Below are 25,195 nucleotides of genomic sequence, written 5' to 3'. Positions count from 1 at the left end.
CACCGTGGCGCCGGTCAGGCCCCGCGCGGCGCCGCCCCGCGCCCGCGGAGCATGTCCGCCATCAGGGTGAGCTCCGACTGCTGGGCCTCGACCATGCCCCGGGCCAGGTCCCGCTCGGCCGGGGTCGCGCACTGCCGCGCACAGCCCTCGGCCATCGCGACGCCCCCCTTGTGGTGGTCGGTCATCAGCTGGAGGTAGAGCACCTCCGCGTCCCGGCCCCCGGCGGTGCCCAGCTGCGCGAGCTCCTCCTTGGTGGCCATGCCCGGCATCAGCGCGCCCGGCACGGCCTCCTGCGCCCCGTGCCCCGAGTGCTCGCCGCCCGTGCCCATCCAGGACATCGGCGGCTCGCCGGCCACCACCTTCGGCAGCCCCCACAGGTCGAGCCAGCCCAGCAGCATGCCCCGCTGGTTGGCCTGGGTGTTGGCGATGTCGTACGCGAGGGTGCGTACCGCCTCGTCCTGGGTGCGGTCCCGTACGACGAAGGACATCTCCACCGCCTGCTGGTGGTGGACGGCCATGTCCCGGGCGAAACCCGCGTCCGGGGAGTGCAGCCCGGGCGGGCGGGACGCCGTGCCCGCGCCGTCACCGCCGTCGCCGCCGCTCGCGGCGGAAACCGTGGCCGCCGTCGCGAACAGCAGCGCGAGCAGGACCGCCGCGCCCGCCGCCCAGTACGTGCGGCTCACTTGTCGGCCACCCCGTTCGTGCAGGCCGCGCCCGGCTCGGGGGTCTGCGGGCCCTGCACGTACTTGGTGAAGAACTGCGCCACCCGCGGGTCGGACGCCTCGTCCACCGTCAGCTGCTTGCCCCAGGCGCTGAGCATGATCGTGCCTGCCTGCTCCTTGACCGGGCTCATCAGCGTGTACGGGGTCTTGCGGACCGTCTCGGCGAGCTTGTCCACGTCGGCCTTGCCGGCCTTCTCGCTGTACGTCACCCAGACCGCGCCGTGCTCCAGCGAGTGGACGGCGTTCACCTCGGGCACCGGGTTCGCGTAGACGTCGCCGTTGCAGTTCGCCCAGCGGGGGTGGTGGTCCCCGCCGACCGGAGGCGTCATCTCGTACTTCACCGGGGTCTCGACGTGGTTGCGGCCCAGCGTCTTGGCGTCCCAGGTCTGCTCGCCGCTGACGGGGGCCTTGAGGGCCGCCTTCCTGGCGTCCTCCTTCTCCCGCTGGTCGATCATCACCCACGCGCCGAAGCCGACGAGCCCGGCGACGACGAGAGCCGAGGTGGTGATCGCGATGGCCTTGTTGCGCCGGTCGCGCGCCTTGTCGGCGCGGCGCATCTCGGCTATCCGGGCCTGGCGGGAGTGCGGGTCGTTCGGGTGGTTCCGGTCGCTCTTGCCGGTCCTGCTTGCCATGTGCCGTGGTTCCTTCTGCTGGGGGGTGGAAGGTGGATCCGTCGGTGCGCGTGCGGCGCCGGACCCGTCAGGTCCGCAGCACTTGGAGGGCGTGGAGATCGGGAGCGCGCGCGAGCGTCCCCACCGGCCGGACCTGCCCGGCGCGGGCGGGACGGGCGCCGGGTGCGGGCCCGGTCCGGCCCACGGCCACGGCGGGCGGCGGGGCGGGCAGGACGCCCGGGGCGACGTGCGAGAGGCCGGAGCAGCCCGGCGGCTCGTACGGGGACAGGCAGACGACGTGCGTCCCGTGCCCCGGCACCCCGGTGGCGGCATGGCCCCCACCGGTGGCGGTACGGACCTCACCGGGCCGGGCACACAGCAGCAGCGCACCGGCCAGCACCCCGAAGGCCATCAGGAGGACGCCGAGGCGCGCCACGGGACGCCCTCGGCGTCCACCCCGCGTGTGCTCCCAGCCCCCCATGGGCGCAGATGGTAATGCTCATGACGGGCCCGAGGTCAGTGCGGGGGTGCCGCGACCTTCGGCAGGTGCGTAATCTGGCGGAAACCACCGTTGGTGATACTGGGGCGGCCCGACTGTGCCCGAGCCCCCGCGGCATTGGTGCACAGGCCGTCTGAACTGCGAGGATGAAGGCATGGACAAGCAGCAGGAATTCGTCCTCCGGACGCTTGAGGAGCGGGACATCCGCTTCGTGCGCCTGTGGTTCACCGACGTACTGGGCTTCCTCAAGTCCGTCGCGGTCGCACCCGCGGAGCTGGAGCAGGCCTTCGACGAGGGCATCGGCTTCGACGGCTCCGCGATCGAGGGCTTCGCCCGCGTCTACGAGTCCGACATGATCGCCAAGCCGGACCCGAGCACCTTCCAGATACTGCCGTGGCGCGCCGAGGCCCCCGGGACGGCCCGGATGTTCTGCGACATCCTGATGCCGGACGGCTCCCCGTCCTTCGCGGACCCGCGCTTCGTCCTCAAGCGGATCCTGGCCAAGACCTCCGACCTGGGCTTCACCTTCTACACCCACCCGGAGATCGAGTTCTTCCTGCTGAAGGACAAGCCGCTGGACGGGACCCGCCCGGTCCCGGCGGACAACTCCGGGTACTTCGACCACACCCCGCAGAACGTGGGCATGGACTTCCGCCGCCAGGCGATCACCATGCTCGAATCGATGGGCATCTCGGTCGAGTTCAGCCACCACGAGGGCGCCCCCGGCCAGCAGGAGATCGACCTCCGCTACGCCGACGCGCTGTCCACGGCCGACAACATCATGACCTTCCGCCTGGTGATGAAGCAGGTCGCCCTGGAGCAGGGCGTGCAGGCCACCTTCATGCCGAAGCCCTTTTCGGAGTACCCGGGTTCGGGCATGCACACCCACCTCTCCCTCTTCGAGGGCGACCGGAACGCCTTCTACGAGTCGGGCGCCGAGTACCAGCTCTCCAAGGTCGGCCGCTCCTTCATCGCGGGGCTGCTGAAGCACGCCGCCGAGACGGCGGCGGTCACCAACCAGTGGGTCAACTCGTACAAGCGCATCTGGGGCGGCTCCTCCCGCAGCGCCGGGGCGGGCGGCGAGGCCCCCTCGTACATCTGCTGGGGCCACAACAACCGCTCGGCGCTGATCCGCGTCCCGATGTACAAGCCGGGCAAGACCGGCTCCTCCCGGGTCGAGGTCCGCTCGATCGACTCGGGCGCCAACCCGTACCTCACCTACGCCGTCCTCCTCGCGGCCGGCCTCAAGGGCATCGAGGAGGGCTACGAACTCCCGGCGGGCGCCGACGACGACGTCTGGGCCCTCTCCGACGCCGAACGCCGGGCCATGGGCATCGAACCCCTCCCGCAGAACCTCGGCGAGGCCATCGCCCTGATGGAGCGCAGCGAACTGGTCGCGGAAACCCTCGGCGAGCACGTCTTCGACTTCTTCCTGCGCAACAAGAAGCAGGAATGGGAGGAATACCGCTCGGAGGTCACCGCCTTCGAACTCCGCAAGAACCTCCCGGTGCTGTAAGGCAAGGTCAGAGCCCTACAGAGGGCTGCACGACACTCCGGGCCGGTGGTCATCGACCACCGGCCCGGAGTCGTCTCACCGGCCCTGGGCCGTCTGTGGGCCGTCCGACGCGGAACCCGAGGCCTTGTAGACCCCGTCCACGGCCTTCCGGGTCCGGCCCTCGCTGCTCGGCATGAGGTGCGTGTAGGTACGGAGGGTGAAGCCGGGGTCGCCGTGCCCGAGGTACGTACTGAGTGCCTTGACGTTCTCCCCGGCGTCCAGGAGCACCGAGGCGTAGAAGTGCCGCAGCGCGTGCATCCCGTGCTCACGCGCGGCCTGGTGCCGCTCCCCGGGCTTCGGCTCCTCCAGCACCCCAGCCGCGACGAGGGCGGGCTTCCACACGCGGGTGTTGAAGTCCGTCCGCCGCACGGCCCCGCCGCCGGCGAGCGAGAACAGGAGCCGCTTCGTGACGAGCGGCCCATCCGGCCGGAGCCAGGGGAGCGTCACGTCGACGGGCGGGAACTCCTCGCTGTGCTGCTTGAGCACATGGGCCACGCTGTCGGGAAGCGGTACGTCCCGCTCCTTGCCGCGCTTGGGCGGTGAGAACACGAGGTGCCCATTGACCACCTTCACCTGGCAGTCCACGTGGACCCACCCTGTCTCGCCGTTCACCGCGCCCACGGCCAGCCCGAAGATCTCGCCCTGCCGCAGGCCGCAGCCGCCGCCGACATCGGCCATCGCCCGGTACCGCGCGGGGAGCGCGGACCGCACGGCGAAGACGCGCTCAGCGGTCCACGGACGTACACGGGGCGTCGCGGCCAGGGAAGCGCGGACCGAAGTCGCCCGGCACGGATTCTTGACCAGGTGCCCGTCTTCCACGGCCGCGGTCAGCACGGCCGACACGGTGTTGAAGATGACGCGCCGGTAGGACGACCTGGGGAGCAGGTTCTCCAGCACGCCGAGCCACTCCCGAATGTGCTCGGGCTTGAACGAGCCCAGGGGCCGGGTGCCGATGTGCGGGAACGCGTGGAGCCGGAGCTGTACCTCCACGGTGGTGCGGGTGGTCATGTCGGTGGTCTGTGCTGCGATCCACTTCTCGCCGTACTGGCGGAAGGTGGTCCGGCCGGCGGCCGGGTCGACGTAGGCACCCCGGGACATGTCCGCCTCGATGTTGGCGAGCCACTGCTCGGCGAGACGCTTCTCTCGGTCCCGGAACGACTTGCTCTTCTCGGTGCCGTCGGGCCCGATGTACCGGGCGCGGTAGCGAAGGCCGGTGCCGTAGCGGTCGGTCTTGACCCGGACGGGCTTTCCGGCAGGACCAGGCTCGGTCTTGTACCAGCGGTCTTGGATGTGGCCAGCCACGTAATGGCCTTTCTGTGAGGAATCGGGAGGGCGGGTTCCGTAGACCCGCCCTCCCTTGGTGTGGTGGCGTCTCAGACGGCCTGGCTGATGTCTGCCTGCATCTGTGCGGTGATCCAGCTGTGCACGGTGTCGGGGCAGTAGCGCAGGTGCTTGCCGACCCGGAATCCCGGAGGGCCTGTGCGCTTCTTGCGCCACTGGTAGACGGTCTCCACAGGCACTCCGAAGAGAGCCGCGATGTCGTCCGGGGTGAGGTAGCGCTCGGGCAGGGTGATGCTCACGCGAACTCCTTCGGCGGTCTCAGCAGCAGGGGTGGGTGGTGACCTCAGGTCCGGAGGCGGGGTCCATGGGCTCCTGACACGTCACGCAGAGGCGGTGGGGACAAGAGATTGCGTGTTTTCCAGCGTCCGCAGTGTCCGCAGCGTCCGGTGACCTCTGTTCGCGCAGGTCAGAGGACGTGCCGGATGCGGACGCTGAGGTGGAGCCAGCGTCCGGTCCAGCGTCCGCAACGGCGGCTTGAGGACGCTGACCGGACATTGAGCGGACGCTGGCGGGTCGGCTAGCGTCCGTTGGAAAGCCCAGGTCAGGGCGGATTGCGGACACTGTGGACGCTGCGGACGCTGTAATCCGGGCATCTCTGGTGTCCGGGGTCGCGGTCAGCGTGTAGAGACGCTGGCGGTGCCGGTCCGGAGTGCGCTTGGAGTCGTCGAAGGTGATGCCGACCGAGCGCAGGATCGGTGCGAGACGCTTGAGCTGTCCGCCGGCGCGGGTGGCGTCCTTGGGCCACTTCGCGTGGACGGTGTCCGGGTGGGGCAGGTGCTCCAGCAGCATCCCCGCGGTTCCCGACCAGGAACCGTCGGCCTCGACGAGCGAGACGACCGCGCTGCCGAAGGGGTCTCCCTCAAGGGCATCGGCAGCGACTTCGGCAGAGGACGTGGTGTACGACGCGAGGGTGCCCCACCCGTTGATCTGGTCGACGGCGGCGAGGACCCGGGCGAAGTCGGCCATGCGGGGCATTCGTTCGAGCCGTACGCTCGGCAGCTCCCGCAGCACCGCCGAGAGCAGGTCGAAGAGTGCGGCGAGGATTGCCGGGCGCGCTTCGCTGAATGCGTCGTCGAGTTCCTCCTCGGTACGGCGCCGGTTCTCATCGATCAGCTGGAGGTCCAGCACGAGGAGCCGTTCGGCGAGGTCGCCGGCCAGCGCGCCGGCGTCGATGGTCGTCATCGCGAGCACGCGCCGGAAGGTGAGGACCACGACGTCGTCATCCGTGTAGAGGGCCCGGTCGACGATGCCGTCGCCGGTAACGGCCTTGCAGAGGGTGTCGGACAGCCACGGTGGGATCGTGCTGATGTTGTCCAGGCACAACGCCCAGGAGTTGAAGGCCTGCGTGGCCCACACCTTCACGTCCCGCGGCTGGCTCCTCTTGGCAGCCGGGGAGGGGTCGACCAGGTTCACGATCGTCTGCGCGGCCTTCGACTTGCCAGTGCCCTGCTCGCCCTTGAACGTGAGGACGGGGTGGGGGATGTGCGGGATCCAGGCGGCGACCAGCCACGCGACCAGCTGGTGAAAGGCCTCGTCGTCCATGTTCACCAGGTCGCGCAGCAGGGCCAGGCCCTCGCCGGACCGAACCTGCACGGGTTCCGGCATGACGGCCATCGCCCCGGAGCGGCGGAACAACACCGGGGAGCGGTCCCGCAACGACCAGCCTTCGGGGGTGGCGACCACGCAGCGACCGTCTGCCGTACCCAGGTCAACCACGACCTGGTGGGCGTCGCCGGCCACGCGCAGCATCACGGGGACCGGGTCGTTGGCCGCAGCCATGCCTTCGAGGACGGTCATCGCGTCCGCGAGTGCTGACTGGGAGGCCACCGCTCCCTCGTTGATGTCGGTGAACAGCCGGGCCATCTGTGAGCGCAACCCAGCCTTCCCGCGGAGCGGCATGGCAAGGTTCGGGCCGTGCTTCCTGACCCCGTACGGGCGGCCGTCCTCGGAGGTCACCAGGTCGTAGCGCTCCCGAGCGAGGGCGACGAGCTGCGAGGCCTGCGAGGGCCCCTTACCTTCCTTGGCGCTCACCGGGCACTCCGTCCGGCACGAGTCTTGGCGCTGTCGATGGTGCGGGAAGCTCCCCGTTCGGGGTGGCCTTTGGCGCACGCTGCCCTGAGCAGCTCGGCTGCGATCCCTTCGTTGCCCTGGTACTGCTCGAAGGCGCGACAAGCAGCCCAGAACAACCGGTTGTTCAGCTCGCCCTCTGGGGCCTCGAGGACGAATCGCACCAGCGCGTCCCCTCGGTCCGCACTGTCCCGGGGCATTGGGACGGTAACCGGGCGGGGCGCCTTGCGCTCCTCAGCGGTCGCCAGGTGGAGGAGCGCGGCCGGTACGGCCGCGATGTCGGCGTGCGGCTCGCTGATGGCCTCGTAAACGCCCTTGCGGGTCCAGGACCCGGGGCCGACGAGGTACCCGCCGGCACCTCGGATGTCGATGCCCGGAGCGACTCGGCTCGCCGAGTTCGGCACGAGCGTGCCGGCGGGAGTCGCGTAGTACCTGTGGAGCCCGCCGCTGGGCGTCAAGACGGTGATCGTGGGCGTCAGGGTGAAGCTGTGCCGGACGGCCAGAGCGTCGAGCGCGGCGACTCCGTCGACACCGTTCTTGCGGTCGAGGTCCACACCGACCAGCCACCTCTGGGGAACACCGCATGCGATCCCGTACCCCGTGGCGCGGGGAGCCGACTTGAAGAGGTGATGGACCCGGATGGGGTCGGAGCTGGCGTCGTGGACGCCGTGGCCCAGAAGTCCGCATTCGCCCCGGCACAGCTCGCCAGGGTGGGGGCTACGCAGGGCGGGGAGCTTGTTGGGCGCCAGTGGGAACACGGGCAGGCCGTGGTCGGCGGCGGCCAGGGCGCGGTGCAGCGCCTTGGACCAGAACAAGGACAGGGGCATGCTTGAGAGACCTCCGGTCTCGTGGAAGTGGGATGGAGGAGCGGGGCGGGCCGGATTCTTTGCCGAGAGACGGCCCGCCCTAGCCATGGCTAGTCGCAGGTGCAGGGGGAGCTAGTCGTCCCCGAGGGTTTCGTGGTGGTTCAGGTGTTCTCCCTTCGCGTCGCTATGGACGGAGTGAGACCCGGATTCGTTACACCTCGCGCGACCGCGCGCGCGTGGGACGGTCTCATGAGTTCCACCGATGTTCCTTTTCGCAGGTCAGAAGCCTGAGCCCGGGTCTCGCGGTGAGTCCCTCCACCTCTAGTACGTTTTTTCGGAGAATTTGTTACACCTGCGGGCTGGAGTGAGACAGACGTGGGTGGGCGCTGGTGGAGCAGCGTTCGCGCCCGCGCGCGTAGGGCGGTGCAGAAAGTGCAGAAACCCCGGCGCTCATCTGCTCGCCCGGTCAGTGACGGTGGTTCCGGGCAATGCGGTCCTCGGCACGGCTGAGCTGGCTGGACTCGGTCCGCAGGGCGTTCGTGAACCAACAGAACGGACGGATCGAGTCGGCGGCCTGGAAGGCGCGCGTGGCGGCGCCGGGAACGCTGCCGGGCTCAACACGGGCGCCGTCGAGGGAGGCCAGGAGCCGAGCAGCGTGGTGCTCGCATCCGGCGGCCTCGCCTCCGTGGCTGTCGAGGACGATCACGGCGTCGCGGGGCCCTGCACAGTTGGTCGGGTCCTCAGGGTGGGCGGCGATGCAGCGGCTGGGCGCCGGCGCGCGGCGGTGCTCGTAGGCGGTCACTGGCCGTCCCTGCGGGCGTTGGCGGCCGCGGCACGGACCAGAGCGAGGACCTGCTCGCGGGTCCTGTCCGGGTGGGAGTTCCACACCTGGTACGACCCGGCTTCGGCGCCGAGGGTGTTCTGCAGGTAGCCGGAGGCAAGGCGCATCGTGTGGACGTCGCCGTATCCGAGGCGGTGAAGGGCGTACTGGGCGCCGAAGATGCACCGGCCGCCCTGCTGGTCGCGCTGGGAGCCTCGGGCCCAGCCGAATGCCTCGATGACCAGGGCGGTCAGTTCCAGGGATTCGGCGGCGCTGATGTAGCGGCCTCCTCCGTGCCAGGCCCGGACGACCGGGAGGGACAGACACCAGTCGGGCAGGTGGCGCAGGATCGCGGCCGGCGGGCGCACCTGCGGCGCGGGTGCGGCGACGGGGGCCGGGGAGGCGGCGAGTTCACCAAGGGCTTCGGCGACGAGTTCGGCGGTGGTCTTGGTGACGAGCGGGTGGGCGGTGCGGACGCGGGCGGCGAGGTACCGCTCGATCTCGCCGACCAGGACGTCGGCAGTGACGTCCAGGTCGTCCAGGTGTGGGGTTGCCGAGGGGAGCGTGCGCGTGCTCATCTGGGGGTTCCTCCGTGGGCTTGCTCGCGGTTGGGGTGGGGGTGCTCCCGGGCTGTCCAGGCGTGGGGAGCACCCCCGTTTTGCGTGCGGGCTACTGCTGGTCGGTCAGAACCACTTGCCCCGCTTGGCCTTCTCCTTCTGGTACTCGTCCTCGGCGTCCTGCGCGTGACCCTCGAACCGCTCGATCTCGTCGAGGTCGAGGCGTCCCCTGAAGATCTGGCCGGGGCCCAGGCCGCGGTAGCCGTTGCTGCCCTCGGTGCGGCAGTCCGGCTCGGGACCGGCCAGGTCGCGCAGCCCGGGCGGCGGGGTCTCGTACACCCGACCGTTCGCGCTGCCGCACAGGAGGTACTTGGCGGAGACGGTGTTGAACATCCAGTTGCCGAAGATCGGGTGGCGGCCGGTGCAGGTGTGCGCGCTGTAGGTGAACTGCTCGAACTGTCCGGCGATGGCGAGGGAGTGCTCGTTGACCGCGTAGACCGTCTTTCCCTTGCTGAGCCAGCGCTCGAAGTCCCTGATGTCGCGGGGGGTGTTGCGCCAGACCTTGCTCATGGGGTTCTCCCTTGCGGGTGGAGTGGGGCGCCCTGGGCTGTCCAGGCGTGCAGGGCGCCCTGCGGTTGGGGTGGGTCAGCGGCCGAGGTTCGCGATGGCCGCGGCGATGGCGGCCGGGTTGCCTTCTCGGACCGCGTAGACGGTCTTGAGGGCGTCCAGGGCTGCCTTGATCGCGGGCTGGGGCCAGCGGCCGCAGAACGCGTGGCCGGCCTTCTGAGCAACTGGAGTGGTCGCCCCCTCGCTCAGGAGGAGCGGCTCCACGTTGGCCTGGTAGTCGGCGACGATCTGGCCGAGGTAGGCGCTGGTGTAGCGGGCCATGACGAGACTCCCGTGTTTTTGGGTGGATTTGCGGGGTGGTTCGGGGGGTGGTCACCCCCCGGTCGCTGTCCAGGTTTGCGCCGGTTTGGCGTACGGTCGCGGAGGTGGTCAGGGTGGTCGGCCGACCGGTTTCGGGCGCTCGCGACCACGGGTCAGACTGGTTGATATCGGGCAGCGACCGGGGGTGGACCGGGCCTGTGACCGGGTGGGTTGCCCTTATTTGCTGGCTTCGGTGAGCTGGTCGCGGGTGTAGCCGTTGGGGTTGGCCAGCCCCTCGCAGGCGCCGAGCTTGCGGGTGCCTCCGGCACCGGCCTCGCGCAGGCGGGCCTGGAGCTGGGGGCCGGTCAGCTCGCCGTACACGCCCGGCTTGTAGGCGGCGAGGAAGCCGAGGAGGGTCTCGGTTCGGGCCCGGTCCACGCCGTTGGCGTCCAGCGCGGCGATGCAGTCAGCGAGGAGGGCGGAGGTCGCGGCGGCGGCCTGGTCGACCTTGCCGTACTCCAGCGCGTCGCCGGTCAGGGTCCCGGCGGCGAGGCGGAGATCGCGGCCGCGCAAGCAGATGTCCTTGAAGGCGGGCAGGTCGATGACGTCGGCCTTGATGGTGATGTGGCCGGCCTCGTCGCCGAGCTCCAGGACAACGACGCCCTTGGAGTCCTCGCCGAGGAGGTGGGGAGCGGCGCCCTGGTTGACCGGGTCGTCGCCGAGGACCATCTTGGCGCTGTTCTGACCCTTGACCCGGAAGGATCCCCGCTTGGCGCAGACGTCGCGGAGCTTGGTCGGGACGCTGTCCGAGCTGGGGCGCTGGGTGATGAAGACGCCCATGCCGAGCACGAAGCGGGTGACGCGTACGTACCGGGCGAAGCTGTCGACCAGGATGTCGCGGGCGTTCTTCGTCTTGGGCCGGCCGCCCTCGGGGGTGGTCTCCTCGTCGATGGCGACCTGGACCAGGGCGGCGCCGTCCAGGAGTTCCTGCAGCTCGTCGACGACCAGGAGGACCGGGCCCATGCCGTTGGCCGCGAGCTCGGGGGTGACCTTGCCCTCGGGGACCTTCTCCGGGCTGACCTCGTACAGACGGTCCAGCTCGGTGCCCCGCTCCTGCATCTCGCTGATCGTCTGGTCCATTACCCGCAGGACCTTGCGAATGATGTCCGGGGAGGCCCCGGCGATCCACTGGTGCGCGACGTTCTTGAGCGGGGCCCAGTCCGGGCCGGTCTTGCCGGTGATGACGATGATGCGGACGGTCGGGTCGAGCGCGGCCGCGGCCGCGACGAGGCGGGCGAGGTAGCTCTTTCCGTAGCCCATCAGGCCGCCGATCATGATCGAGGACCAGATCAGATCGAGGGTGTGGCGGTTGTTGCGGGCGTCCGGGCCGAGCGGGATTCCGTCCTTCCAGAAGTCCCAGCGCTTCGCGGCGATGAGTTCGCTGTCGGTCTTGCCGCTGCCGTAGGGGTTGTCCTGGTCGGCGACCCAGAGCACGAGGCGACCGTCGTGGCCGTCGGCGGAGTTGTCCGGGCGGATCTCGATCCGGGAGCGCTTGATCCGCATCGCGGAAGCGAGCTCCTCCAGCTTCCCGATCGCGTTCGAGGCGGGCATGCCCCGGGGCAGTTCGATGGTCGCGGTCCAGCCCGGCCCGGACGGCTGGATGACTCCGGCCAGGTGCGTCTGGTCCCTCTGCGCCTCCGAGATGATCCCCGCTTTGACCAGTGCCGTGACCAGGTCGCCCTCCCCCTGGACCCGGGCGGACTCGGGCTTGACGAGGGAGACGCGGCCCAGCGACGCGAGGGTGTCGGGTACGAACTGCCGGGCCGGAGCGGGCACCGGGACGGGGGGCCCGTCCAGGCCGGCCTCCTGCACAGGCACGGGGACCGGGGTCCCGTCCGGGCCGACGCTCTGAACGGGTACAGCCTGGCCGGGGATGGACGGGGCGACTCCCGCCTTCGGCTGCTGGTTCTCGGCGGGCCGGGACAGGTACCACCAGGCGAACGGAGCGGCGCCGAGTGAGGCCAGCGCCAGCAGCGGCTCGACGGCGACGCCGTTGACGTACCCGTACGCGCCACCGAGGCTCAGCGCCAGACGGCCCGCCTTCTTGCTCCAGCGGGCCCGGCCAAGGTCCCGGCCGCCGATCTTGTAATGGTCGGCGTCCGTCTCCTTCAGTGCCTGGAGCTGGGCTTCGGCTCCGGCCAGCTCGAACGCGAGGGCACCGGACATCTCCGGGTCGGCGTGGCGGAGCTGGAGCTTGAGGCCTTTGACCCGGGCGCCCAGCTCGACCTCGCCGTGCTTGGTCTGCGACCGGCGCTTGCGCTCGATCTCCCGGGCCAGGTCCTCGTCGGTGACGTCGGCGGTGGCGTACCAGGCGCTGATCCGGGCGAAGACCCGGACGCGCTGCTCGCCGAGCGCGGTGCCGGCCTGCTGGGCGCGGGCCTTCGCCGCGTTCTTCATCTGCTCGCGGCGGGAGACCTCTTCGACGTCGATGACCTCGGCGTCGGGGATGTCCTCGGGATGGATCTCGATGGCCATGCGGTGCTCCTCCAAAGCGGTGGTGCTACGGGGGCTACGCCTCGCACCCGTGCGACTTCTCGCACGGGTGCGAGGCGCATCGCTGCTGGTCGGTGCCGTGCAGGGGCTACAGGCTGTTGAAGATGGAGCCGATGGCAGTGGCGCCGGTGGCGCCGAGCTGGTTGACGAGCGGGCCGATGAAGGTGCCGCCGAGAGTGACCCCGAGGGCGCCGCAGGTGATCGCCCAGCCCTTGGTCACCTTGTTGTTCTTGATTCCGAAGAACAGGACGATGCCGAGGATCGCGGCGACGAACGCGCCGGTGCCGATGGCGGCTCCGCTGGTGCCGGCCTGGGTCTGGATCTGCTGCTGATTGCCGAGCTGGGCGCTGGGCCCCTGGATCGGGGCACCGGTTCCACCACCGTCGGCGAGGGTGATGACGGCCTGGTGGTGGGCGGACTCGGCCCGGTAGGCGGCGGAGTCGAGTCCGCGGACCGACATGATCTTCCCGGAGGGGAGAGTGACCGGGGCGCCGACCGCCTTGTCCACGGCGGCCTGGACGACGGTGGCCTGCTGCTCGGGGGTTTCGGCGGAAGCGACGGGGGCGGCGGCGAGGATCGCGGCGGCCGCGGCACCGGAGACGGCGAGGGTGCGGATGATGCGAGACATGGCAGAGCTCCTTCGAGGTTCGGTACGCGGGGTCAGGCGTCGGTCTTCGAGGCGGCGCGGCGCCGGCCTTCGTTGCTCATCTCGGTGCGCGCGGCGGCGCTGTACTTGACCTCGCCGGGGACCCGGCGCGGAGGGGTGCCGCTGTTGTTCTTCCGGCCGTCCTCGCCGGACTTCTTCGGGGCCTTGGAAGGCCGTTCGTCGTCGGGGTCCATTTGGGAATCGAGCTGCGTGTTCTCGTCTTTCAGCGGGCCGTTCGAGGCGATGCGTACGGCCCTGCGGGCAGCGCGGCGGGCGGCGATGATTTCGGCGGTCTGGCCCGGGTCGGTGCCATGGATCTCGTCCCAGGCGCGGCGGTAGGTGCGGTCACTGGGCGTCAGCTCTCCAAGGGCGGCGGCAAGGTAGACCGCACGCTCCCAAACGGTCTCGTCCTGCTCGATCCGCGCGGCGATGAGCTTCTTCGTCCTGACCTGCTCGGCGCGGGCTTCGCGGCGCTCAGTCCAGCGCTGGCTCCACGTCTTGCGGCCCTCCCTCTTGGCGATCCGGCCGTTCTCGTGGAGATCCCAGATCGCGGGGCCGATCAGGGAGCAGAGCGCGCCGCCGAGGCCGGTCGCGATGCCGAAGGCTGCGGAGCCGTGGTCGAAGTTGATCCAGGCGGCGATGGAGGCCTGGGCGAGTGCGCCGAGGCGGTAGTGCCAGGACGGGCGGCCGTCGTCGACGGCGGCTTCGGCTCCTTTGAGGAGGGCCCAGGCCACTCCCTCCAGGACGAAGGGCGCGGCGACAAGGAACCAGGCGGTCGGGTCCCAGAACGCCATGATCTGGAGCGGGAGACTGACGATGACGCAGACGATCGCAATGGTCTTCGCCGCCCTGCGCCACTGCTCGGCGGACTTCTCGGCCTTGGCCTTGCGGGCGGCTGCCTCCCGGCGGGCCTCGTCCCGGCGCCGACGTTCGTCGGCCGCGTCGGCCAACGAGGTCTCGATGTCGGCCTGGGCCTTCGCGGCGGCCTTCTCGTCCGCGAGCTTCGCGCGGCGCCGGTCGGACTCGTTCTTGATCCGCATGGCCTCGGCCTCGGCGGACGCCATCTCGGCGGCGGCCAGGCCCTCGGTGTAGGTGCCGCCGCCCTCGGGGCGCAGCTCTGTGACCGTCATGCCGCGACCTCCAGCGGCGTGGGCTCCTGACCCAGCATCGCGAGCACCACGGTGTTGGCAAGCGCCTCGTCCTCAGCGGAGGGGACGGTCGGGAGCAAGAGGCCGGCGGCCAGGCTGGTGAAGTCGGTGGTGGTTTCGCGGCGGGTGCCCCGCATGTGGGCCAGCGTCGCGGCGCGGGCCAGTTCGGCGATCCAGCCGAAGGCCTCGTCGTCGGCGATGCCGCACTTCGCGAGGCGCTCGGTGACCAGCACCCAGGTCGCCTGGGCGATGTCCTCGGCGGACTCCCACCGGCGCCCCAGTCGGGCCCGCAGGTGGCGGACCAGCCTGGCGTTGTAGATGACGTACAGCAGAGACAGTCGGTCACGGTCCCCCGGGGTACCGTCGACATCGAGCATGGTCGGTGCTCCTCTTCACAGGTCGATCGGCCCTGCTCAGTGGCCTCGGTGTTTGCCCACCGGGGCCACACCCGTATTCGGGTGCAGGCATGCGCCTTCACAGCCGCTTGGACATGGCTGTGCCGTCACGCTTCGTGAGTTGCCATTACGTGGTGTTTCGATGGGATGACATTCCCAGGATTGCGAGCGGGTGTCAACGGCGCCAGCGACTGCAATCCTGGGAAAGTAGGCCTCTGTAAATCAGTCCCGGGACTGTGATTGACTGGTGGCGCCAAGACGGAGGAGCGCCGGACATGCCGTCCAAGTGGAGAGAACTCGCCGACGAGATCGCCGCGAAGATCAACAGCGGCGAGTACGCGCCTGGCGATCGCCTGCCCAAGATCGAGGACCTGGCTCGGGAGGGGAAGGGCTCCAAAACGACGGTCCACGCGGCGTACAAGGCCCTGGAGGCTGATGGGCTGGTCGCCTCGTCTCGCGGCCACGGGACTGTCGTGCGAGCACGGGTCTCCCTCTCCACCGGCGCCGAGCGCGAGGAACGCAGCAAGCTCACCGGTTCCTCCTGGCGTGCCGGGGAGCGGTCCGACTCCCACATGGCCGGCGTCGTCGCCGCGCCTGATGATGTCGCCGAGGCCCTGGGGGTGACCGCTGGCGAGCCGGTGCTACGGCGCACCCGGGTCTATCGCGACGAGCACACCAACGCTGTCATTTCACACTCGACCTCTTGGATCCCCGCGGTCTTCGCCGAAGAGCTGCCAGAGCTGGTCATGGGCAAGAGGCTGAGCGGCGGCACTTCGATCGACGTGATTACGCGGCACACTGGGCGCCCGGTCTCGAAGCGTTTCAGCACCATGTGGGCCCGTACCACCACGCCCGCCGACGCCGGGTCGCTCGAGATTCCCGAGGACACGCGCGCGGCTGTCATCGTCCTGACCGTGCGAATCGTCGACACCAGCGGGATGACGATCGAGTACGGCGTCGACTTGGGAGGCCCCGGCTGTCGCTGGGCCAAGGAAGAGTCCGCCGAATGACCGACCCGCTCCTCGACGATGACCTCGTCCACGTGGTCGAGGAACGGCTGAGCGCTCTCCTGATCGCCAAGCGTCTCGGCACCCTGCCGCCCGACGGCAAGGCTGAGATCGCGCACATCATGCGGACGCTCGCTGGGCGAGCCGGCCCAGTCCGACTGGTCTTGATGGCTGGCCTCCCGGGTTCGGGGAAGACCACGCTCGCCCACGAGTTGGAGCTCCGCGGGTTCCTGCGCCTCTGCCCTGACGAGCGGGTCTGGCGCGCGCATGGGCACTACGGGCGGGACTTCCCGAGAGGGGAGTACAAGGTCAGGGAGCGCCCGATCCTCGAAGAGATCGCGGCTGAGCTGCGCACTGCCCTCGCCGCCGGCCGTGACGTGGTCATGGATCACGGGTTCTGGACCGTCGACGAGCGCCAGGAGTGGCGCCGTATCGGCGAACAGGCCGGGGCGGCCGTGACGCTGGTGTACCTGCCCGCCACCCACGACGAGCTGTGGGAGCGAATCGACGAACGGAATCAGCAGACCTTCGACGATCCGAACTCCATGTACTTCAGCGAGGACGACCTGCGGCGCCACGCCGGCCGCTTCGAGGCGCCAGGGGCGGATGAGCCGCACCTTGTCTACGGCGGATGTCCGGCGACCGTACTGGGGGCGCTTGGCTACGCCGCTACCTCAGAATCGGCGTGCTAGTTGCGCGCCAGTCTTGAACGCCATCCCGGGCCGGCGGCTGCTGTTCCTGATGAGGAGCTTCAGGTCGGCCAGCGCTGCTTGCCGCATCCCCCGTTCCGTCACTCAATCTCCTTCTCCTGTCGGTAGCGCGTGGTGGGCGTCGGCGGCATCCTGCTCGGCGAAAGCTGTACCGAGGAAGACGGCCGGCGGAGGAACGTCTTCATGGACGAGGGACCGCACGTCGGCAAGGAACTTTTCGGGATCCGTGTCGACGTACGCCCCAAGGGCATCGAAGTCCATTCCGCTCTGCCACTGGTGTAGGAAGTCCAGGTAGACGTCGGGGTCGGCGACCGCTGCTTCCGCAGGGCCGGATTCGGTGAGCGCGGTGGTGACTGTGCTGACCATCCACATGGCCTTGGGCTCGGTAACGTCGTCCGGCTTCAGCAGGGCGCCGGTGTCGGTGTAGTCGACGTACAGACCGCGGAACTTCACCGCGTTGGTCTGGCGAGCCGACGCGATCACGTCCTCCAGCAGCCGTTCCAAGGTGGCTGGCACCTCATCGGCGACCACCGCCAGAACCAGATGCGTGCACGTCGCCTTCGTCTGATGGTCGATGAACGCCTTGTTAAACCCGGGGCGGAACTCCTCGCGTGCGGCGGGCGGCATGCCAAGCATCGTCATACAAAGGACTGCCTTGCCAACCTCTTCGAGAGCCAGAGCGGCTATGGAGAAGGCTGCCGGCCACTGCTGTTCGTTCAAGACAGCTTGGGCGCCGGTGAGCAGTGCACGCGCGTTCTTGAAGGCCGCCGCCGCGAGGTCGACGACCACCCGCTCCATCAGGCGCGGGTCGGTGGGGAGCTTCGCCATGCGGCAACTGTGACAGGTGGGAACCTCTCGCCGCACCTCGATAGGCGAGGCTGTGACAGCCAGTCCGGATGGCCCGCAATCAATGCACATACCTGCGAATCCCCGCGTGGTGACCGGCTAGTTCCCTGGAGGCTCATGACCCGATGTCTAGAATATCGGCTATGTCACTCTCGAAGGGTTGCTGTGAATACAGTTGCACTGGCCCTTGTCGTCAGCACTGCCAGCGCCACTTTCACAGCCCTGGGGCTGTCCGTCACCTACGCCACGTTCAAACGGGCGAGGCCTCGGGTCAAGCTCAAGGTCACGTGGGACATTGAGCCGGGACGGGTGCCCTTCAGCCAAGCCAGCCCGGAAGACTTTCGGCACTGCTACCACGTGCGCGTGATCAACAAGGGGGCCGCAACTGTCGTGGTGGATGAGGTGAAGGCCCTACTCCGCTTTCCCGGCGGCAAGGCACACCTCTTCGATCCTGCCCACCACCCGTCTCCGCCACCTCCGTTGACCCTTGGCGTTGTCTGGATCGACGGGCAGGAGCGCATGCAGGTGGGACCGTTTGGTGAGGCGCGCTGGATGTTCAGTCAGCCCTTCACCCTCGAACCGACGGTTATGCACGGGATCCGCTTCCGTGCCACGTTGTCCAACGGCAGGACGGTGAAGAGTCGGTGGCTATCCGTCCATCGCATGCTCCGCAGAGAGCAGCGGTCGAGAACGAGGCTCGTGGATCTCCAACGCCTCATGGGGGAGGGCGTCGAGCAGCTCACATTCGATGATCTCGAGAAAGAAGGCCACTAGTCTTCCAACTAGCTACGCGGGTTAGATTCCCGTCACCCGCTCTGAAGCACAGGGGACCAAGTCAGAGGAAAGTTCCTCGACTTGGTCCTTCGTCGTTTCCGGGACTGTGATCAGTGCGGACCCGGCTGAACTGTCGACGCTTCCCGCCAGGGGTTCGCCGTCGCTTCCGGGCCGACATCGCACGGTAAGACTTTCCCTACTTCATCAAGCACCCGGCTGCGCTCCGCTCCGCCGGGCGGGCTTCCCGGCTCCGCTCGGGGCGACGCTCCTGCCTTCGGCCCGCTCCGCCCCCGCTGCGCCGACGCCCGCCCCTGCAAGACGGGATAGGCCAAAGGGCATGAGTCGAGCCCCACCGGCCGCAAATTGCATCGCTCACCGACATGCCTCCGGCGGGGGCGCTCAGACTCCGGGATGGACGGGGCGCCGTACGCGGGTGCTGGCGCGCTGTGGCGAGCGTGGGGAGGCTCCCATCCCGTCTGCCGTCGACCCAGGCAAGCCGAGCAGACACGGGCCCTGGCGTCCAGGTCGTTCGTACAGTGGCGCGCTCCACCTGGACGCCAGGGCCCGCGCCCGCTCCACATACGTGTGGGTCGACGGCAGACGGGATGGGAGCCGGGGCAGTCGTGGGTAGAAGCAGGTTGGGTTGGCATTGCGTCTCAGGAGTAAAAGCCGGTCCAGTACTCATCGGGCGCCACGGCGAACGCGTCGGGCTGTTCACGCTGGAGGACTTCGTACCGCTCGTGGAAGGTTAGGAACGCCTCTTGGAGAGAACATCCGAGATGTTCTCGGATGGCCTTGATGCCCGGCAGGATGCGTCCAGCAAAGATCTCACTGTCAGCGACGGTTACGGGGGTCGGGGGCGTCTCGCTCATGCTGGCAAGATCGCACAGTGCAGTAGTACGGCGCTGCTGAGATTTGGGCTTCCGGGGCCCGCCGGGCGCTGATCTCGTGCCCCATGCGTGCCCGTCGTAGCGGGGAACCAAGGGTGTCAGCAGTGACGGACGGCGTCCGCACTGTCAAACGGCCCCTGATCATATCTCCTGGTCAGGGGCCGTTCATCTGCGGTGGGTGTGGGTTTTGAACCCACGGTGACATCGCTGCCACGACGGTTTTCAAGAGCGTCGCACCCTGAGCCTCCGCAGGGCTCTGACCTCTATCGATACGCAGCCAAGTGGCTCGCCTGACTGTGCTGGCCCAGACATGGCCCACAGCGCTCGGTTGAGCGAGGCCGAACAAAGCATGCAGATGTAGATCGACACCCGCTTTAGGAGATCATCCGGGCGTTCCGCTGGTCAGCGGTGAGGCTTGCCCGTCTCCGGCGAATGGTGTGCGATCGGTCCTCCCAGTACGGCAACGTGCGTTGGTGTTGCCGTCAAAGACTGCCGTCACTCCACTGCTTACCCAGACCCGCTTGGAGTCGCCTGTGAGTCCCGCGCGAGCCAGGACAGCCTCTCCAGCAGGCACCGGAAGGTAGAACTGACTACGTGCCAGGGAGCGCTGCGGCAGGCAAGAATCGACCGCTCCTGACCAGCCCGCTACCCATGGTCGTTGGTCGTCATTGGTCGCTGTCTGGCACCGTCGGACGGCCCAGGGAGGGCCGCACGGGTGTAGATCTGTAAGGCCCCTCTAATGGATGCCCCGAAAATCTTTGACCGGCGCCGCACTTGTTGCTTGCGGCGCCTAGGTGTCACGGAATGCTTCTAGAGAGATCACTCTGTCACCAAGAGACTGCTTGTGATCTGCGTTACGGTCGAGAGGGTGGAGGGAGTAGCTGGTCATGGATCGTGCCGTTGTCCTCATAGGGGTAAGCCAGGCCGCTGGTTTCCCTGCACTGGAAGCAGTCAATCGTGGGCTCCGCGACATGGAGTCATGGGCTAAGTCCCAGCAAATCCCTCGGATCGAAGTTCTCACCGACATCAGTGGCGGCGCAGTCGACGCTGCGACTGTCCGCGAGACCGTGCAGTCGCTCGCGAGTTGCCTCTCCCTGGAGCAACTCATTGTGTACTTCTGCGGACATGGAGTGAACCTCAACAAGAACGAGTACTGGTTGTTGTCGGAAGCCCCTGACGAACCGAACGAGGCCATCAATGTCTCGCTCAGCACCGTCTACGCATGGGACACCGGCGTACGGCATGTGATCCTTATCTCCGACGCCTGTCGAACGGCGCCGCAGGACGCAACTATTGGCATCCACGGTCAGTCGCTCTTCCGAAATGGGACGTCGCAGACCGACTGGGTAGACCTCTTCTATGCGTGTAGGCCGGGAGAGGCAGCCTACGAAGTCGCCGATCGGCAGGAGTCCAGCAGGCTGTATCGAGCTCTTTACACCGAGGTTCTCGCCAAGGCGCTAGGGGGCGGCTACTCTCAGGTGCTCGAACGGGAGCAGCAGGACAGCAGGGCGTTCGATCTCGTCCGCCCCTACCCGTTGAAGGAGCATCTCCCCGAGTACGTGAGCCGGCGGATCGTCGAGTTGGGAGCACAGATGGCCGTCAACCAAAGACCGGAGGGGCGGGTCACTTCCGGCGGCTCAAAGAACGCCTGGCTGTCGCGGCTCCCAGCAGCGGATCGAACCGGCCTAGGCGTTGTGTCCCTCAAGGCTGGGGCTTTCGAGTCCACGCCGCCAGAAGATCCGGCGTTCGGCGCCGCCAGGCTCGCCGCCGAGCGCCTCGCGGTTCCCCCGCCGGACCCCGGAAAGATTAAGGCACCCTCCGCAGTACAGGTGGAGGGCGCATACATCCAGGCGATTTACACGGACGGTACTGTAGCGGAGCAGGTGGCGTCGAATGTCGTGCAGATCCATGTTGCGGGCGGCCGACGTGCCGCCAATCTGCTGCTGCACCTCACATCCGGCCGGTGCGCGGTTATCCCCGCCCTGTGGGGGCGCATGGGGACGATGGTCTTTGAAGACGACCAGTTGGTCGACGTCTCCTATGCACCTTTGAGCGAAGGCGCCTGGGGGCGCAGAGAAGAGCTCGAAAAGCACTACATGGAACGTCGAGCACAGATTGCTGCGGCGTCGCGCTTTGGCTTGACCTGGTGGGAGGGCGACTCTCCTGAAAGGTTGGTGCGTCTCTTCGAAGACCACGGCGAAGCTGACCCGTCACTGGCGATCTATCTTGCTTACGGCTTGGCGGACCTTGGCCGACGGGACCTGGTCGGCCACCTGCTAACGCGGGAAAACCAGGTGGCAGGAAATGCTCTCTATGATGTAATGCTCCTTGCCAGGGATTGGGGCCGTCCTGTGGTTCCCTTTATGCCGCTACTTTCGCGGGGATGGGCACTGCTCGGTCCTCTCACTGGTGGCGAACCGCCCGACGTGCCCATTCCGCAGGTTTCACACTGGACGCTCTTCTCCGAGGCCGATCTCCCTCGCCTTCAGGACCTCGTAAAGCGATAGGAGGTGGCGCTATGCGCCAGCTCGTTTTCGTTCACGGACGTTCCCAGCAGTTCAAAGACGCTGCTGACTTGAAGCAGCAGTGGATAGAAGCCCTCCACCAGGGACTGGCTGATGCAGGTATCGACGCAGCGGTTCCTGATAATCGGATCCGATTCCCCTACTACGGAGATGCGCTGCATCACTTTTCGGAGGGCCTTCCCGGCAACGCACCTGATGTGATCACCAAGGGCTACAGTGAAATGGCCGCGGGGGAGAAGCAATTCATCGCTCAGATGGTTGCGGACGCTGTGCAGCAACTTGGTATACGAGAAGAAGACATCACTGCCGCCGCAGACCAACCTGGTCAGATCGAGAAGGGAGTCCAGAATTGGCCATGGACAATCGCCGCTCTGCGCGTGATCGAAGACATCCCTGGACTGGCCGGCCTCGCCCTGGAATTCGTCACGCGCGATGTGTTCCGTTACCTGCGTTACCCCGGGATTCAGACAGTGATCGAAGATGGTGTTCAGCAAGCCCTCACGCCCGATGAGGAGCACGTCATTGTCGCCCACTCACTGGGCACGGTCATCGTCTACAACCTGCTCAAGCGCAAGGCCCATGAATTCAGTTGGAAAGTGCCCACCCTCGTCACCCTCGGATCACCACTTGCAGTCCGCCCGATCGCACAGGCCCTACGGCCCACGGGTCGCCCTCACGGCGTCAAGGACTGGTTCAACGCGTTCGACCCACAGGACGTCGTAGCCCTCAATCCGCTCGACAATGACCACTTCCCGGCGCATCCGGAAATCGAAAACTACGGCCAGATGCGAAATGGCACTCCTGACCATCATGGGATCAGCGGCTATCTAGAGCATGCCGTCGTAGCGCGACGCATCCACGACGCCTTGCTCCGGTGAACGCTCACAGGCGCCGCAGGCCCCTCGCAATTCCCTCGTCGAGGATCATGGTGGGAAGATAAAGGCTGTCCCGCAAGTGATCTCGGGCATGCTCGCCCGCATGCACGCAGCGCGCCGTCGAAGTGGCGGACGCCCGCGCCGTGCGCGGGCCTTGACAGAGTAGGGAAGGTTCTACGGCTGCCCGCGCCTGGGGAGCGCTGTACAGCAGCGGAGTACCGCAACCACGGCAACCGTAGCCAACCACTACCGTCTGTCCGAGGCTGGGCTGCGGCCGATGTGGCCGTCGTTGACCGGTCTGGCTAGAGCTACGGATCAGAAGCCGGCGGCGGGTCGCTTTCGGTGAGGGCCTGAAATCGAGGATCATCTCTCAGATCCTTGAACGCATCGTCACTCCTCGCCATGGCGCGATACTTGTCGGGATTTGCAGAAATAGCAACGGTGAGCAAATTCAGCGCTTGCGCAGTCTGCCCCCTGCGCTTTTCGTTGCAGGCTAGATTGTATATCGCCGAGATGTGAGTCGGGTCTACGATGATGGCCTTACGGTAAAGCTTCTCCGCACCCTCATAGTCAGCCATATATTTTCCTCGAATAACGCCCGCAAGATTAAGCGGCACGGGATTGGTGGGCTGCAGCTCTGCCGCCTTCAAATAAGCACTCTCGGCTTCTACATATTTGCCGGCACGCTTGAGCTGACGAGCCAGGAGCAGGTATGCATCGGCGTCGAGCCTTCCGCCAGCCTCCTCCAGCCGGTGAACCCTTGCCTCCACTTCGACCACTCTAGTTCGCTCACCAGTTTCCATCTGTTCGGCGTCAGGAATCTCTTCGGCGCTATCGACATTCGCCCTGATGGCGTCTTGCACCGCGAGTTCCTCTTGGCGGATGGCTGCTTCTGCTGAACTCAGCGCGTGAGCCATGCGTAGCCGAGTTACGAGGTATCCGATGAGGAAACCGGCAACGGAATTGAACACTACCAGGCCGATTGCGAACGTCTCACTGCTGGCCACATTCCCAAGCGCCGGTTTGAGCGTCTTACCTAGCGATTGCATCGCAGTGGGAACATTAACCAGTTGTATGAGACTGACACCGACAAGAATCTTGGTCAACCAGTCGGAGATTTGCTCCAGGTTGGTATTGGATCGATAGATCGGCCAAGGCTTTTCACGCGCCCCCAAACCGCCCTGCAGTGTTGACAAAGTTTCCCCGTCGGGGAGAGGGGGGAGCCCGTCAAGTGTACGAGGGAGACCGAATAGGAAGCCCAGGAGTAGACCGAGAGCGAATGCAGACGCTCCTATAATCACGGTCACGCCGAGCACGGACCAAGCTTTGGACCACGAGAACTGAATAAGATAGGCGACGACGGAAATCGCGTATATTGCGACGGCTGTGGTAGACCACAGCCCGATCTCGTGGGCAGCGTCAAATTTAGGGGGCCTGCTTAGTGACTTCTTCTGGCGCGAGGTGCTCATGGATTCAACGGTTGTCAGCGCCAGTGGATGCTGCAACCTTGGCTGGCCGCTCAGGACGGCAGGAAGCCTGCTTCGATCTCTAGTAGTAGGCAAGGTAGGGGCGTCGTGAGGGCCACCAGGCCCGTGGGCGTAGAGGGTCTCAGACATGGAGCCATTCGAGTGGTTGTGGCCCGTTGGCGGGCTACGCAGCAGCTGTCGGGACTTCAGGGGCACCACTCTCAGTAGCTTTCCAGCCCTGCAGTTCGCATTGAGAAGTGGTCTGACATCCGCAGCTGACATGGTGGCGGCAGCGACGGCATCAGGTGCTCCCAGGCAGCACCGCCCCATGGAGTGAGCCAGCACAACTGATGGCAGTGCGAGCTTTCAAAGCGGGTGTCTCCTCAGGCACACATACTCAGATGTTCGGAGCAGTGCGCGCGCTTCCGTTTCGGCCGGCACACGTCGTGCTGCGGGATCCGGCTGAAACGTGGTGAGAGAGCGCATCGATCTCTGAGAACGCGTGCCAAATGCCATTCGAGCGGTCAGCGACGGCATTTGAGGGGCACCGCAACGTCCGACGACCATCGCAGCGTGCGGACGGCATGAGCTGGTGTGATGGCTTCAGTTACCGCTACGGGCCCGCCACCGACCATGAGAGGGGGCGGGACTCGCGGCCTATTCGTGGACCGGCGTGGCAGGATCGACCAGCTACGAGACCTTGACCTGCTGAAACGAGTGAGGCGCACGGGGCCTCCGGAGCCGTGTGCGCTATAGCCGCTCACCGGCTGCCGCACAGGGCCCGAGATAGGCTGCCCGGCATGTCTAGTGGCCCTCCCATATGCCCGCAGTGCGGGCAGGCGATGAAGACCCGCGGTCTCGCCCTCTACAGACGGGAGGACGACGGTCTGCGGGTGTGCCGGGCGCTCTGGCGGTGCCCCGAGAAGCAGCTCTGGTGGCACTGGGCGGATACGGCCGGACGAGGCCATGGAGTTGTGTCCGACCCCGCATCTCTTCGGCGGATGACCGGCTTGCCGGCTGGGCGGCGGTGTGTCCCTGGCGTGCCCGGTTGAGTGGGGGCGGGCGGGTAGTGCGGGGAACCGCGGTGGCAGGGCAAGGGAAGCGCAGGTCAGCGTCTTGGCTGGTCAAGGTGGGTCCGCGTACGCGATCTTCCGAACTGGTCGGGGTGAGTGCCCTGGGGGCGGCGTCCAGTTGCGGATGCGCTATGACGGCCACAGATTCTTTCAGGATTCCGCTGAGCTTCTTGGGGTGAATCGCCGATCATGACGCGCATGTCTTACTCACACTTAGAGCTCGTAACACGATCTTGATGAGATGCTCTGGTCAGCCGTGACCGGTGTGACGATTCGGCCGTTCGTGGTGATGTGAGTACTCGGTCGTGGATCGTGGACGACGACTTGTGGGCGCTGATCGAGCCGCTGCTGCCGCCCTGGCCGGCGAGGTCACCAGGGCCGCGGCCGGTGGCGGACCGGTTGTGCCTGCAAGGCATCTTGTACGTGCTCCGCAACGACATCG

Annotated in this window: 25 protein-coding genes; 7 read left to right on the top strand and 18 right to left on the bottom strand. The window is 67.4% G+C overall.

The features are described from left to right. Window positions 1-14: 14 nt before the first annotated feature. The 3 genes from ACFWUZ_RS29655 to ACFWUZ_RS29645 all read right to left on the bottom strand — a co-directional run bounded on the left by ACFWUZ_RS29655 (window position 15) and on the right by ACFWUZ_RS29645 (window position 1,769). Complete coding sequence (locus ACFWUZ_RS29655; protein ID WP_384379552.1) at window positions 15-683, bottom strand: DUF305 domain-containing protein; 669 nt, start codon at window positions 681-683, stop codon at window positions 15-17. Then, entirely contained in the window at window positions 680-1,354 is a 675-nt protein-coding gene (locus ACFWUZ_RS29650) for a DUF3105 domain-containing protein (protein ID WP_384379549.1), read from the bottom strand. The genes ACFWUZ_RS29655 and ACFWUZ_RS29650 overlap by 4 nt, the downstream gene beginning before the upstream one ends. A 67-nt stretch (window positions 1,355-1,421) precedes the next feature. Next, on the bottom strand, window positions 1,422-1,769 hold the full coding sequence (locus ACFWUZ_RS29645; protein WP_384379547.1) for a hypothetical protein: 348 nt from the start codon (window positions 1,767-1,769) through the stop codon (window positions 1,422-1,424). 217 nt (window positions 1,770-1,986) lie between these two features. Between ACFWUZ_RS29645 and ACFWUZ_RS29640 the strand changes: the two genes are divergently transcribed. Then, window positions 1,987-3,348: a glutamine synthetase family protein gene (locus ACFWUZ_RS29640; RefSeq protein WP_384379544.1), complete on the top strand. Its 1,362-nt coding sequence runs from the start codon at window positions 1,987-1,989 to the stop codon at window positions 3,346-3,348. Between the two features lie 75 nt (window positions 3,349-3,423). Here the strand turns inward: ACFWUZ_RS29640 and ACFWUZ_RS29635 are convergent, their stop codons facing one another. The 12 genes from ACFWUZ_RS29635 to ACFWUZ_RS29580 all read right to left on the bottom strand — a co-directional run bounded on the left by ACFWUZ_RS29635 (window position 3,424) and on the right by ACFWUZ_RS29580 (window position 14,569). Continuing rightward, a complete protein-coding gene (locus ACFWUZ_RS29635) occupies window positions 3,424-4,689 on the bottom strand; it encodes a tyrosine-type recombinase/integrase (protein ID WP_384379541.1) in 1,266 nt (421 codons plus the stop codon). A gap of 71 nt (window positions 4,690-4,760) precedes the next feature. Further along, window positions 4,761-4,967, bottom strand: coding sequence for a helix-turn-helix domain-containing protein (locus ACFWUZ_RS29630; RefSeq protein WP_266945152.1), 207 nt, complete (start codon window positions 4,965-4,967; stop codon window positions 4,761-4,763). Window positions 4,968-4,986: 19 nt separating this feature from the next. After that, a complete protein-coding gene (locus ACFWUZ_RS29625) occupies window positions 4,987-6,759 on the bottom strand; it encodes an ATP-binding protein (protein WP_384379538.1) in 1,773 nt (590 codons plus the stop codon). Beyond that, entirely contained in the window at window positions 6,756-7,622 is an 867-nt protein-coding gene (locus tag ACFWUZ_RS29620) for a bifunctional DNA primase/polymerase (RefSeq protein ID WP_384379535.1), read from the bottom strand. The genes ACFWUZ_RS29625 and ACFWUZ_RS29620 overlap by 4 nt, the downstream gene beginning before the upstream one ends. Before the next feature lie 445 nt (window positions 7,623-8,067). Further along, window positions 8,068-8,403 carry a hypothetical protein gene (locus tag ACFWUZ_RS29615; RefSeq protein ID WP_384379532.1) on the bottom strand — a complete coding sequence of 112 codons (336 nt, stop codon included), beginning with the start codon at window positions 8,401-8,403 and terminating at the stop codon, window positions 8,068-8,070. After that, the gene (locus tag ACFWUZ_RS29610) at window positions 8,400-8,999 is read right to left on the bottom strand and encodes a hypothetical protein (RefSeq protein WP_384379529.1); all 600 of its coding nucleotides are present in this window, start codon (window positions 8,997-8,999) and stop codon (window positions 8,400-8,402) included. The genes ACFWUZ_RS29615 and ACFWUZ_RS29610 overlap by 4 nt, the downstream gene beginning before the upstream one ends. Window positions 9,000-9,104: 105 nt before the next feature. Next, entirely contained in the window at window positions 9,105-9,548 is a 444-nt protein-coding gene (locus tag ACFWUZ_RS29605; protein WP_384379526.1) for a hypothetical protein, read from the bottom strand. Window positions 9,549-9,623: 75 nt separating this feature from the next. Further along, window positions 9,624-9,866, bottom strand: a complete 243-nt coding sequence (locus ACFWUZ_RS29600; RefSeq protein ID WP_384379523.1) for a hypothetical protein — start codon at window positions 9,864-9,866, stop codon at window positions 9,624-9,626. Between the two features lie 216 nt (window positions 9,867-10,082). Beyond that, a complete protein-coding gene (locus ACFWUZ_RS29595; protein ID WP_384379520.1) occupies window positions 10,083-12,380 on the bottom strand; it encodes a hypothetical protein in 2,298 nt (765 codons plus the stop codon). Between the two features lie 106 nt (window positions 12,381-12,486). Continuing rightward, the gene (locus ACFWUZ_RS29590) at window positions 12,487-13,026 is read right to left on the bottom strand and encodes a hypothetical protein (RefSeq protein ID WP_384379517.1); all 540 of its coding nucleotides are present in this window, start codon (window positions 13,024-13,026) and stop codon (window positions 12,487-12,489) included. A gap of 32 nt (window positions 13,027-13,058) precedes the next feature. After that, a complete protein-coding gene (locus ACFWUZ_RS29585) occupies window positions 13,059-14,174 on the bottom strand; it encodes a hypothetical protein (RefSeq protein WP_384379514.1) in 1,116 nt (371 codons plus the stop codon). Continuing rightward, window positions 14,171-14,569: an RNA polymerase sigma factor gene (locus ACFWUZ_RS29580; protein WP_384379511.1), complete on the bottom strand. Its 399-nt coding sequence runs from the start codon at window positions 14,567-14,569 to the stop codon at window positions 14,171-14,173. Before ACFWUZ_RS29580 ends, ACFWUZ_RS29585 begins: the two co-directional genes overlap by 4 nt. Window positions 14,570-14,862: 293 nt before the next feature. Between ACFWUZ_RS29580 and ACFWUZ_RS29575 the strand changes: the two genes are divergently transcribed. Together ACFWUZ_RS29575 and ACFWUZ_RS29570 are read left to right on the top strand one after the other, a co-directional pair. Beyond that, on the top strand, window positions 14,863-15,597 hold the full coding sequence (locus ACFWUZ_RS29575) for a GntR family transcriptional regulator (RefSeq protein WP_384379508.1): 735 nt from the start codon (window positions 14,863-14,865) through the stop codon (window positions 15,595-15,597). Next, window positions 15,594-16,286: an AAA family ATPase gene (locus tag ACFWUZ_RS29570; RefSeq protein ID WP_384379505.1), complete on the top strand. Its 693-nt coding sequence runs from the start codon at window positions 15,594-15,596 to the stop codon at window positions 16,284-16,286. Before ACFWUZ_RS29575 ends, ACFWUZ_RS29570 begins: the two co-directional genes overlap by 4 nt. Window positions 16,287-16,388: 102 nt before the next feature. On the opposite strand, the gene ACFWUZ_RS29565 is transcribed toward ACFWUZ_RS29570, so the two are convergent. Continuing rightward, complete coding sequence (locus ACFWUZ_RS29565) at window positions 16,389-17,132, bottom strand: AbiV family abortive infection protein (protein WP_384379502.1); 744 nt, start codon at window positions 17,130-17,132, stop codon at window positions 16,389-16,391. Between the two features lie 183 nt (window positions 17,133-17,315). Here ACFWUZ_RS29565 and ACFWUZ_RS29560 point away from each other — a divergent pair, with 183 nt between their 5' ends. Beyond that, window positions 17,316-17,924, top strand: coding sequence for a hypothetical protein (locus ACFWUZ_RS29560; RefSeq protein WP_384379499.1), 609 nt, complete (start codon window positions 17,316-17,318; stop codon window positions 17,922-17,924). A 656-nt stretch (window positions 17,925-18,580) separates the two neighbouring features. Here the strand turns inward: ACFWUZ_RS29560 and ACFWUZ_RS29555 are convergent. Beyond that, window positions 18,581-18,796 carry a hypothetical protein gene (locus ACFWUZ_RS29555; RefSeq protein ID WP_384379496.1) on the bottom strand — a complete coding sequence of 72 codons (216 nt, stop codon included), beginning with the start codon at window positions 18,794-18,796 and terminating at the stop codon, window positions 18,581-18,583. 905 nt (window positions 18,797-19,701) lie between these two features. Here ACFWUZ_RS29555 and ACFWUZ_RS29550 point away from each other — a divergent pair. Together ACFWUZ_RS29550 and ACFWUZ_RS29545 are read left to right on the top strand one after the other, a co-directional pair. Continuing rightward, the gene (locus ACFWUZ_RS29550; RefSeq protein WP_384379493.1) at window positions 19,702-21,321 is read left to right on the top strand and encodes a hypothetical protein; all 1,620 of its coding nucleotides are present in this window, start codon (window positions 19,702-19,704) and stop codon (window positions 21,319-21,321) included. Window positions 21,322-21,332: 11 nt separating this feature from the next. After that, window positions 21,333-22,217 carry a hypothetical protein gene (locus ACFWUZ_RS29545; protein WP_384379490.1) on the top strand — a complete coding sequence of 295 codons (885 nt, stop codon included), beginning with the start codon at window positions 21,333-21,335 and terminating at the stop codon, window positions 22,215-22,217. Window positions 22,218-22,522: 305 nt separating this feature from the next. Here ACFWUZ_RS29545 and ACFWUZ_RS29540 read toward each other — a convergent pair whose 3' ends face one another. After that, window positions 22,523-23,683, bottom strand: coding sequence for a tetratricopeptide repeat protein (locus ACFWUZ_RS29540; protein ID WP_384379487.1), 1,161 nt, complete (start codon window positions 23,681-23,683; stop codon window positions 22,523-22,525). Window positions 23,684-25,062: 1,379 nt separating this feature from the next. On the opposite strand from ACFWUZ_RS29540, the gene ACFWUZ_RS29535 reads away from it, so the two are divergent. After that, a partial coding sequence (locus ACFWUZ_RS29535) for a transposase (RefSeq protein WP_384379734.1) occupies window positions 25,063-25,195 on the top strand: 133 nt, incomplete at its 3' end.

This window comes from Streptomyces sp. NPDC058646, assembly GCF_042716875.1.
In the GTDB taxonomy this organism is placed as follows: domain Bacteria; phylum Actinomycetota; class Actinomycetes; order Streptomycetales; family Streptomycetaceae; genus Streptomyces.
This window is presented reverse-complemented; position numbering and strand designations above follow the sequence as displayed.

Excerpts from the sequence above, each read along its gene's own strand:
- ACFWUZ_RS29650 (WP_384379549.1), bottom strand. The coding sequence starts at position 1,354 with ATGGCAAGCAGGACCGGCAAGAGCGACCGGAACCACCCGAACGACCCG.
- ACFWUZ_RS29640 (WP_384379544.1), top strand. The coding sequence starts at position 1,987 with ATGGACAAGCAGCAGGAATTCGTCCTCCGGACGCTTGAGGAGCGGGAC.
- ACFWUZ_RS29620 (WP_384379535.1), bottom strand. The coding sequence starts at position 7,622 with ATGCCCCTGTCCTTGTTCTGGTCCAAGGCGCTGCACCGCGCCCTGGCC.
- ACFWUZ_RS29610 (WP_384379529.1), bottom strand. The coding sequence starts at position 8,999 with ATGAGCACGCGCACGCTCCCCTCGGCAACCCCACACCTGGACGACCTG.
- ACFWUZ_RS29605 (WP_384379526.1), bottom strand. The coding sequence starts at position 9,548 with ATGAGCAAGGTCTGGCGCAACACCCCCCGCGACATCAGGGACTTCGAG.
- ACFWUZ_RS29600 (WP_384379523.1), bottom strand. The coding sequence starts at position 9,866 with ATGGCCCGCTACACCAGCGCCTACCTCGGCCAGATCGTCGCCGACTAC.
- ACFWUZ_RS29595 (WP_384379520.1), bottom strand. The coding sequence starts at position 12,380 with ATGGCCATCGAGATCCATCCCGAGGACATCCCCGACGCCGAGGTCATC.
- ACFWUZ_RS29590 (WP_384379517.1), bottom strand. The coding sequence starts at position 13,026 with ATGTCTCGCATCATCCGCACCCTCGCCGTCTCCGGTGCCGCGGCCGCC.
- ACFWUZ_RS29585 (WP_384379514.1), bottom strand. The coding sequence starts at position 14,174 with ATGACGGTCACAGAGCTGCGCCCCGAGGGCGGCGGCACCTACACCGAG.
- ACFWUZ_RS29580 (WP_384379511.1), bottom strand. The coding sequence starts at position 14,569 with ATGCTCGATGTCGACGGTACCCCGGGGGACCGTGACCGACTGTCTCTG.
- ACFWUZ_RS29575 (WP_384379508.1), top strand. The coding sequence starts at position 14,863 with ATGCCGTCCAAGTGGAGAGAACTCGCCGACGAGATCGCCGCGAAGATC.
- ACFWUZ_RS29570 (WP_384379505.1), top strand. The coding sequence starts at position 15,594 with ATGACCGACCCGCTCCTCGACGATGACCTCGTCCACGTGGTCGAGGAA.
- ACFWUZ_RS29565 (WP_384379502.1), bottom strand. The coding sequence starts at position 17,132 with ATGGCGAAGCTCCCCACCGACCCGCGCCTGATGGAGCGGGTGGTCGTC.
- ACFWUZ_RS29555 (WP_384379496.1), bottom strand. The coding sequence starts at position 18,796 with ATGAGCGAGACGCCCCCGACCCCCGTAACCGTCGCTGACAGTGAGATC.
- ACFWUZ_RS29550 (WP_384379493.1), top strand. The coding sequence starts at position 19,702 with ATGGATCGTGCCGTTGTCCTCATAGGGGTAAGCCAGGCCGCTGGTTTC.
- ACFWUZ_RS29545 (WP_384379490.1), top strand. The coding sequence starts at position 21,333 with ATGCGCCAGCTCGTTTTCGTTCACGGACGTTCCCAGCAGTTCAAAGAC.
- ACFWUZ_RS29540 (WP_384379487.1), bottom strand. The coding sequence starts at position 23,683 with ATGAGCACCTCGCGCCAGAAGAAGTCACTAAGCAGGCCCCCTAAATTT.